Source organism: Mycobacterium sp. (assembly GCF_050701675.1).
Classification (GTDB): Bacteria; Actinomycetota; Actinomycetes; order Mycobacteriales; family Mycobacteriaceae; genus Mycobacterium.
Genome location: NZ_JBOGDD010000193.1, coordinates 1 through 8224, shown reverse-complemented (window position 1 = coordinate 8224; position 8224 = coordinate 1). Strand labels below are relative to the sequence as shown.

At 68.4% G+C, this 8224-nt stretch carries 11 protein-coding genes; 10 read left to right on the top strand and 1 reads right to left on the bottom strand.

The window, feature by feature from the left end; all coding sequences use genetic code 11:
* The 10 genes from ACRDUX_RS05680 to ACRDUX_RS05635 form a co-directional block, all read left to right on the top strand.
* Nucleotides 1-1169 (top strand): glutamyl-tRNA reductase (locus tag ACRDUX_RS05680; RefSeq protein WP_526411847.1); only part of this gene is annotated, 1169 nt, incomplete at its 5' end.
* 4 nt (nt 1170-1173) lie between these two features.
* A complete protein-coding gene (gene hemC, locus ACRDUX_RS05675) occupies nt 1174-2139 on the top strand; it encodes a hydroxymethylbilane synthase (protein ID WP_526411845.1) in 966 nt (321 codons plus the stop codon).
* Nucleotides 2136-3791 (top strand): bifunctional uroporphyrinogen-III C-methyltransferase/uroporphyrinogen-III synthase, encoded by a 1656-nt coding sequence (locus ACRDUX_RS05670; protein ID WP_526411843.1) that lies wholly within the window; start codon nt 2136-2138, stop codon nt 3789-3791. The genes hemC and ACRDUX_RS05670 overlap by 4 nt, the downstream gene beginning before the upstream one ends.
* A gap of 10 nt (nt 3792-3801) precedes the next feature.
* Nucleotides 3802-4782 carry a porphobilinogen synthase gene (gene hemB / locus ACRDUX_RS05665; protein ID WP_526411841.1) on the top strand — a complete coding sequence of 327 codons (981 nt, stop codon included), beginning with the start codon at nt 3802-3804 and terminating at the stop codon, nt 4780-4782.
* Nucleotides 4779-5225: a hypothetical protein gene (locus tag ACRDUX_RS05660; RefSeq protein ID WP_526411840.1), complete on the top strand. Its 447-nt coding sequence runs from the start codon at nt 4779-4781 to the stop codon at nt 5223-5225. The genes hemB and ACRDUX_RS05660 overlap by 4 nt, the downstream gene beginning before the upstream one ends.
* Before the next feature lie 23 nt (nt 5226-5248).
* Nucleotides 5249-5641, top strand: a complete 393-nt coding sequence (locus ACRDUX_RS05655; RefSeq protein WP_526411838.1) for a hypothetical protein — start codon at nt 5249-5251, stop codon at nt 5639-5641.
* Nucleotides 5638-6120: a transport-regulating membrane protein Mce1N gene (mce1N, locus tag ACRDUX_RS05650; RefSeq protein WP_526411836.1), complete on the top strand. Its 483-nt coding sequence runs from the start codon at nt 5638-5640 to the stop codon at nt 6118-6120. Before ACRDUX_RS05655 ends, mce1N begins: the two co-directional genes overlap by 4 nt.
* Nucleotides 6117-6347 carry a hypothetical protein gene (locus ACRDUX_RS05645; RefSeq protein WP_526411834.1) on the top strand — a complete coding sequence of 77 codons (231 nt, stop codon included), beginning with the start codon at nt 6117-6119 and terminating at the stop codon, nt 6345-6347. Before mce1N ends, ACRDUX_RS05645 begins: the two co-directional genes overlap by 4 nt.
* Nucleotides 6348-6410: 63 nt before the next feature.
* Nucleotides 6411-7265: an oxygenase MpaB family protein gene (locus ACRDUX_RS05640; RefSeq protein WP_526411832.1), complete on the top strand. Its 855-nt coding sequence runs from the start codon at nt 6411-6413 to the stop codon at nt 7263-7265.
* Nucleotides 7252-7878, top strand: coding sequence for a TetR/AcrR family transcriptional regulator (locus ACRDUX_RS05635; RefSeq protein WP_526411830.1), 627 nt, complete (start codon nt 7252-7254; stop codon nt 7876-7878). Before ACRDUX_RS05640 ends, ACRDUX_RS05635 begins: the two co-directional genes overlap by 14 nt.
* 85 nt (nt 7879-7963) lie before the next feature.
* Here ACRDUX_RS05635 and ACRDUX_RS05630 read toward each other — a convergent pair.
* Nucleotides 7964-8224, bottom strand: a 261-nt coding sequence (locus tag ACRDUX_RS05630; RefSeq protein WP_526411828.1) for a substrate-binding domain-containing protein, incomplete at its 5' end; no start/stop codon positions are given.

The window sequence follows — 8224 nt, the reverse complement described above, 5'->3', positions numbered from 1 at the left end:
TCGGACAGGTGCTCTCCGAACACAGCGGAATGTCACTGGGCGATCTCACCAAGTACGCGTACGTGCGCTACGCCGAAGCCGCCGTCGAGCATCTCTTCGCGGTGACCAGCGGACTGGATTCGGCCGTGATCGGCGAACAGCAGGTGTTGGGGCAGGTGCGCAGGTCCTATGCCTCCGCCGAGGCTCACCAGACCGTCGGGCGGACGCTTCACGAGCTGGCCCAGCGCGCCCTTTCGGTGGGCAAGCGGGTGCACTCCGAGACGGGTATCGACGCCGCGGGCGCCTCGGTGGTGTCCGTCGCGCTGGAGATGGCCGACCGCAGGTTGTCCGGCGGGCTGGCCGGTCGTTCCGCCGTCGTGATCGGCGCCGGGTCCATGGGGGCCCTGTCGGCTGCGCACCTGGTGCGGGCGGGCATCGGCCGGGTCCACGTCGTGAACCGCTCGCTGCCGCGCGCCGAGCGGCTCGTCAAGAATCTGCGGGATCAGGGCGTCGACGCGCATGCCTTCCCGTTCGACCACCTCCCTCCGTTGCTTGCCGATGCCGACGTGGTCGTGTCGTGTACCGGCGCGGTGCGCCCGGTGGTCTCGCTCGCCGACGTGCACCGCGGCCTGGCCCACGGGCAGGAGCCGAAGCAGTTGGTCGTCTGCGACCTCGGCATGCCCCGTGACGTCGATCCCGCCGTAGCCGGTCTGCCCGGTGTGTACGTCATCGACATGGAGCGCATCCAGCGCGAGCCGGCCGCCCGTGCGGCGGCCTCCGACGCCGAGGCGGCCCGGGCGATCGTTGCCGCGGAGGTTGCCAACTACCTTGCCGGACAACGGATGGCCGAGGTCACCCCGACCGTCACGGCCCTGCGCCAACGGGCCGCGGACGTCGTCGAGGCGGAGCTGCTGCGGCTGGACAACCGGCTACCTGGGCTCGAGGCGACGCATCGTGACGAGGTCGCGCGGACGGTACGCCGCGTCGTCGACAAGCTGCTGCACGCGCCGACGGTGCGAGTCAAGCAATTGGCGAGTGCGCCGGGCGGCGACAGCTACGCCGAGGCGCTGCGCGAGTTGTTCGAGCTCGACCCGCAGGCCGTCGACGCCGTCTCGGGGGGCGAATTACCCATCGTTGCAACAGATTTGGTGCCAGGCGATACCCGGCTCGATCTGGGCCGGGCCGAGTAAGCACTTGTCATTCACGCGCGATACGGTCATCCGGATCGGCACTAGGGGGAGCCTGCTGGCTACCACCCAGGCCGGCTTGATCAGGGACGCCCTGGTGGCCAAGGGGCACGCCGCCGAACTCGTCGTCATCTCCACCGCCGGCGATCGTTCCAGTGAACCGATCGCCGACATCGGCGTCGGGGTGTTCACCGCGGCCCTGCGCGACGCCATCGCCGACGGCCGTGTCGACGTGGCCGTGCACTCGTACAAGGATTTGCCGACCGCCGCGGACGACAGGTTCGTCATCGCCGCCATACCGCCACGCGAGGACGCCAGGGACGCGTTGGTGGCACGCGACGGGATGGTGCTGGGGGAGTTGCCAGCCGGTTCGGTGATCGGCACGTCGAGCCCGCGGCGGGCCGCGCAGCTTAGAGCACTGGGTCTCGGTTTGGAAATTCGCCCCCTAAGAGGCAACCTAGACACCAGGTTGAACAGGGTAAGCAACGGTGATCTCGACGGCGTGGTCGTCGCCCGGGCGGGACTGGTCCGCATCGGACGGCAAGACGACGTCACCGAGACTCTGGAGCCGGTGCAGATGTTGCCAGCGCCGGCCCAAGGTGCGCTCGCAGTGGAGTGTCGTGCGAGCGACACCGAGCTCGCTGCGCTGCTGGCGGAGATGGACCATTCCGACACGCGCGTCGCAGTCACCGCTGAGCGAGTCCTGCTCGCCGAGCTGGAGGCGGGGTGTTCCGCGCCGGTGGGTGCGATCGCAGAAGTGGTCGAGTCCATCGACGAGGAGGGCCGCATCTTCGAGGAGCTGTCGCTACGCGGCTGCGTGGCGGCGCTGGACGGATCCGACGTGATCCGTGCGTCCGGAATCGGGACACCCGAGCGGGCCCGAGAGCTTGGTCTCTCGGTCGCAGCGGAGTTGTTCGATCTGGGGGCCCGGGACTTGTTGGATCAGCGGACTGAGAGCGGGAGTGAAGGATGACGACCCGAGGGCGCAAACTGAAGCCCGGCCGAATCACGTTCGTCGGCTCGGGGCCCGGTGATCCGGGCCTGCTGACGACGAGGGCACGCACGGTTCTGGCCAACGCGGCACTGGTCTTCACGGACCCCGACGTCGGAGAAGCGGTGCTCGCGATCGTTGGCTCCGAGCTGCCTCCGACATCGGGACCGGCGGAGGCAGCACCACCCAGCAACGACGGGGCCGACGCGGCGACGGCCCCTGCGGCGGTGGCGACCATCCCCGGCGGAGCCGATGTGCGTCCTGCACTGGGCGATCCGGCCGAGGTGGCCAAGCTGTTGGTGCACGAGGCACGCACCGGCGTCGACGTCGTGCGGTTGGTAGCGGGCGATCCGCTGTCGGTCGACGCCGTCGTCACCGAGGTGGCCGCGCTGGCCCGCACGCAGGCGCATTTCGAGATCGTGCCTGGGCTCGCGCCGACCACCGCCATACCGACGTACGCCGGGCTGCCCCTCGGCTCGTCGCACACCGTCGCCGACGTCCGTGGTGACGTCGACTGGGCCGCGCTCGCAGCGGCGCCGGGTCCACTGATCCTGCACGCGGGAGCAACTCACCTCGCGGACGCCGCGCGAACGCTGATCGAGTACGGGCTGACCGACTCGACGCCGTGCGTCGTCACCGCGAACGGCACGACGTGCCAACAGCGTTCGGTGGAGTCGACGCTTGCGGGCCTGCTCGACAAGGCGACCCTCACGACGTCCGACCCGGCAGGGCCGCTCGTCGGCCCGCTGGTGGTGACCATCGGCAAGACCGTCGCCAACCGCGCCAAGCTGAACTGGTGGGAGAACCGCGCGCTGTACGGCTGGACCGTGCTGGTGCCGCGCACCAAGGACCAGGCCGGCGAGATGAGCGACCGGTTGGTGTCCCACGGCGCGCTGCCGATCGAGGTGCCGACCATCGCCGTCGAGCCGCCGCGCAGCCCCGCCCAGATGGAGCGTGCGGTGAAGGGGCTCGTCGACGGCCGCTTCCAGTGGGTCGTGTTCACCTCCACCAACGCCGTGCGTGCGGTGTGGGAGAAGTTCAACGAGTTCGGTCTCGATGCGCGTGCCTTCTCGGGCGTGAAGATCGCCTGCGTCGGGCAGGCGACGGCGGACCGGGTCCGTGCCTTCGGCATCAACCCCGAGCTGGTGCCGTCCGGTGAACAATCGTCGCTCGGCTTGCTCGACGAGTTCCCGCCGTACGACGACATCTTCGATCCGGTGAACCGGGTGCTGCTGCCCCGTGCCGACATCGCCACCGAGACGCTGGCCGAGGGGCTTCGCGAACGCGGCTGGGAGATCGAGGACGTCACTGCGTACCGGACCGTGCGCGCGGCCCCGCCGCCCGCGCAGACGCGCGAGATGATCAAGACCGGCGGCTTCGACGCGGTGTGCTTCACCTCGAGCTCGACCGTGCGCAACCTGGTCGGCATCGCGGGTAAGCCGCACGCGCGGACCATCGTCGCGTGCATCGGGCCCAAGACTGCCGAGACCGCAGCCGAATTCGGGCTGCGCGTCGACGTCCAGCCGGAGACGGCCGCCGTCGGACCGCTGGTGGAGGCGCTCGCCGAGCATGCCGCCCGCCTGCGTGCCGAGGGGGCGTTGCCGCCGCCGCGCAAGAAGAGTCGTCGCCGCTAAGGTCGGTAGCGTGGCATATCCCAGACACCGGCCGCGTCGGCTGCGTACCACTCCTGCCTTACGCAGGCTGGTGGCACAGACGTCGCTGGAGCCAAGGCATCTGGTCCTGCCGATGTTCGTCGCCGACGGCATCGACGAACCGCGGCAGATTTCCTCCATGCCGGGCGTCTATCAGCACACCGTCGATTCGGCGCGCAAGGCCGCGGCGGCTGCCGTCGGTGCTGGCGTTGGCGGGTTGATGTTGTTCGGCGTGCCGCGCGACGAGGACAAGGATCCCGTCGGCTCCGTCGGTACGGATCCAGACGGGATCCTGAACGTCGCGCTGCGCGAGCTGGCTGCCGATCTCGGCGATGCCACCGTGTTGATGGCCGATACGTGTCTCGACGAGTTCACCGATCACGGGCATTGTGGCGTGCTGGATGCCGCGGGGCGGGTCGACAATGACGCCACCAATGCCCGGTACGTGGAATTGGCGGTGGCCCAGGCGAATTCGGGTGCCCACGTCGTCGGCCCGAGCGGGATGATGGACGGCCAGGTCGCGGCGATCCGCGACGGTCTCGACGCGGCGGGGCACACCGACGTGGTGATCCTCGCCTACGCGGCGAAGTTCGCGTCGGGGTTCTTCGGCCCGTTCCGCGAGGCCGTCGGCTCGAGCCTGAGCGGTGACCGACGCACGTATCAGCAGCACCCTGGCAATGCTCGGGAGGCCGTGCACGAGATCGAACTCGACATCGACGAGGGTGCCGACATCATCATGGTCAAGCCGGCCATGGCGTATCTGGACGTGGTGCGTGCCGCTGCCGACATATCACCGGTTCCGATTGCGGCGTACCAGGTTTCGGGTGAGTACTCGATGATCGCCGGCGCTGCGGCCAACGGTTGGATCGATCTGCGGACCGTCGCCCTCGAGACTCTGACCAGTATCAGGCGCGCGGGCGCCGACATCGTGTTGTCCTATTGGGCGGCCGACGTCGCCGATTGGCTGGCATGACGGATCAACTCCCACACCCGTCCACCGAGACCGAGCCCCGAGCGCGCCCGGAAGACGTCGACACCGGCTTTTGGCTGTGGATCGTCGCGTTGCCGCTGATGGTCGGCGGTTATGTCGTCGACCTGCTCACCGTCCCCGAAGTCGCTTCCGGAGGGCCAAGGGCATTGGTCTACGCGGTGTCCGGTGTGTTCGTCGTGGTGATCGCGTCGGTCGTGCTGACCTTCCTCCTGCTGATGCGGGAGGGCTACCGATGGGCGCGCACCCTGCTCACCGGCGGCGGTGCGGCGACGGTGGTGTACGCGGTGACCAACATGTTCAACGTCGAGCGGCCGACGGTAGCGGCGATCGTGTACGCCGTGGCCACGATCATCGGTTCGGTGTGCATCGCAGGCGGCGCCTATCTGCTTCACCGCAAGGACGCCCACGGGTTCTTCACGCGGTGAGGGGGCGATACGCTGGCCCGACCATGTCCGCCCCATCAGCGCCGGTCGATCGGCCACGTTCCGTCGTCGTCGCCTTCTGGTGTTGGGTGGTCGCCGCGGGTCTCACTGCGGCGATGGGCCTGTTCACCGCCACCCAGTCACGTCTGTTGTTCCTGCAGGTGGCTGGGGCCATCCTGGTCGTCGTGGGGCTGGCCCTCGCCTTCCTCGCCGGACGGGCGCGCAAGGGCCAGAAGCAGTTCGCCAACGCGGCGGTGGGGCTGTCCCTGGCGGGGGTCGTGTACTTCGTGCTCCTGCTGCTGACCGGTGGAGGTGGGGCGATCACGTTCGGGGTGATCATGATCCTGCTCATCACCGGCTCGTTCATGAGCCAACGCCCGACGTCCCAGCAGTGGTACGAGAGCCAGGGGACCGGGTGACGGAGCAAGTCGGGGAGTCAGAGCCCGAGGTGCTGTTCTCGGAGCCGGGCGCCAGCCTGTTGTGGCTGCTGGCCGGGCCGATATCCGCGGTCACGATGATGGGGATTCAGCTTTCGTCCGGTTATGGGTGGTCGCCGTTGCTGCCTGGGGTGTTTCTCATTCTCGTGACGGGCTTCCTCGGTCTCCAGGTCAAGGCCGCACGTATCCACACCTCGGTCGAGTTGACGCCCGAATATCTCCGCCAGGGCGCCGAGACCATCCTCATCTCGGAGATCGTCAAGATCTACCCCGAGGCCGACGGATCCGAGGTGCCCGTGTGGCAGGCCTCGCGAGCGCTGGGGGAGCTGACCGGCGTGCCTCGCGGTCGTACCGGGATCGGGATCAAGCTGCGCAGCGACCGGCGGGCGCAGGCGTGGGCACGCAGACATCGTCAGCTGCGAATCGCTCTCGGCTCGGTCGTGAACGAGCCGGCGTCGTGAAGTCGCGGGCCACCGTCGAACTCGTGCTGGCCGCCGTGGCGGCCGTCGGCGGCGTGGTGTGCTGGCTGGCGGCCCGTTCCGCCGAGATGGCCGCGCCCGTCGCGGCCAGTGAGCCCTCGATGCCGACGGTGGCGTACGACCCGTCGCTGATCGTCCTTGCGGTGGCGCTGGCCACGATCGCGGGCGTGCTGGCCGTCCTCGGCGTGACGAGGCTTAGACGTGGATGAGCCGTCGGTGAGCCTGGTCACACCCGCGTGGTACAAAGTGCAGAATCTGTAACACTGTTTCACATGACTGAACTCGCGGACGGCATCCAGCGCGCAGACGCTCTCCCGCTCGGCCCGGATTCGCTGGTGTGGCGCTACTTCGGCGACAACCGCATGTACCTGATCGGCCCGCGGCCGGCGGTGCTGCAAAACATGCTCGCCGAGCTCGGACAGGGCGTGCTCGACCATTCGGTGTTCTTCTCCGACACCGCGGCGCGGGTCAAACGGTCACTGCCGCCGATCTTCATGACCGTCTACGGCGCGGACGAGGACAACGAAGGCACGCGGGTGCGGGACTTCCACCGCGACATCAAGGGCGACATGCCGGACGGGCAGAGGTACAGCGCGCTCAACCCCGAGACGTACTTCTGGGCGCACGCCACGTTCGTCGAGCAGGTGCTGTACTTCGCCGACACGTTCGTCAAACGGCTGACCGATGACGAGAAGGAACGGATCTACTCCGAATCCAAGACGTGGTACCGCCGCTACGGGGTTAGCGAGCGGCCGATGCCCGCCGATTACGCTGGCTTTCAACGCTATTGGGACCGGATGATGGACGAGATCGTCGTCGCCCACCCCACCGCCAAGTACGGCATCGGCTACGTCACCAAGGGCTTCCCGCGTCCGAAGGGCGTCTCGCCGCTGGCATGGCGGCTGGCGGCCCCGCTGTTCAATCCCGTTGCCGCGTTCATCACCACCGGCGGCATGCCGCCACGTGCCAGGGACCTGCTCGGCCTGCCGTGGGGCGACCGCCGCGAGAAGGCTTATCAGGCATTCGCGGCGGTGTGGCGTTCGCGGCCGGTGAACTGGGCATGGGATCGTTTGCCAATGAGCGTGCGGTACAACAAGTTCGCGCAACACGGCTATGCCCGCGGCTGACGGCGGGCTGGAGCGCAGCGACCGGGGGATCGATCACGCGACCCAGGCGATCCTCGATGCTGCGCTCGTCGAGTTCGAGCGGCACGGCTTCCAGCGGGTCGCCCTCGACGACGTCGCCCGCCGGGCAGGCGTGAGTCGCACCACGATCTACCGCCGCTTCGCCAACCGCGACGAGTTGGTGGCCGCCGTCATCGAACGCGAGAACGTCGTGCTGTTCGCCGACATCGCCGCGGAACTGAAGAACGCCGGTGCACCCTCGAACTATTACGTCGAGGCGTTCACGCAGTCGATCCTGATGTTCCGCAGGCACCGGGTGCTCGACCAGATGATGAGGGACGAACCCGCGCTGGTGCTGGAGCTGGCCCGCCATCACTACGGCGCCGCGATCGAGCGGATGGCCGAGGCGCTGCGCGTGATCTTCCCCGCCGGCTTCGCCGACCGGATCGGGGCCGACGCCGTCAACGACCTCGCCGACACGATCCTGCGCTACGCCGCGATGGTGCTGCTACTGCCCAGCGCGGAGCCGGTGGGCACCGCCGACGAACTGCGGGCATTCGCGACCAGACACTTCCTGCCGAGCCTGCCCGTGGCCTTGCGGGCCGTGCGCGTCTAGCGCACCCGAGCTCCGGACGCGTGGTCGAGGACGGCAGGAGCAGAAACTGTCATGGGATCCCGCCAGTGAATGGTGGTTTTCGGGGCTAACGCATGGAGCTTTCGCGGATGGACAGCGTGGGGGTGAGCCGTACCGACTGGACAGTGCTTCCGTTGATGCGGTCGAGCAGCATCGTCATCGCTTGAGCCCCCATGTCCCACATCGACGAGCGCACGGTGGTCAGCGGAATGGGCAGTTCACCTGCCAACGGTGTGTCGTTGTACCCCACGACGGCGATGTCGGCTCCCACGGTGCGGTGGTCGGCTCGGATTGCTCCAAGTGCGCCGATGGCCGCAAAGTCGTTGAC

Excerpts from the sequence above, each read along its gene's own strand:
- ACRDUX_RS05670 (WP_526411843.1), top strand. The coding sequence starts at position 2,136 with ATGACGACCCGAGGGCGCAAACTGAAGCCCGGCCGAATCACGTTCGTC.
- ACRDUX_RS05660 (WP_526411840.1), top strand. The coding sequence starts at position 4,779 with ATGACGGATCAACTCCCACACCCGTCCACCGAGACCGAGCCCCGAGCG.
- ACRDUX_RS05655 (WP_526411838.1), top strand. The coding sequence starts at position 5,249 with ATGTCCGCCCCATCAGCGCCGGTCGATCGGCCACGTTCCGTCGTCGTC.
- ACRDUX_RS05640 (WP_526411832.1), top strand. The coding sequence starts at position 6,411 with ATGACTGAACTCGCGGACGGCATCCAGCGCGCAGACGCTCTCCCGCTC.
- ACRDUX_RS05635 (WP_526411830.1), top strand. The coding sequence starts at position 7,252 with ATGCCCGCGGCTGACGGCGGGCTGGAGCGCAGCGACCGGGGGATCGAT.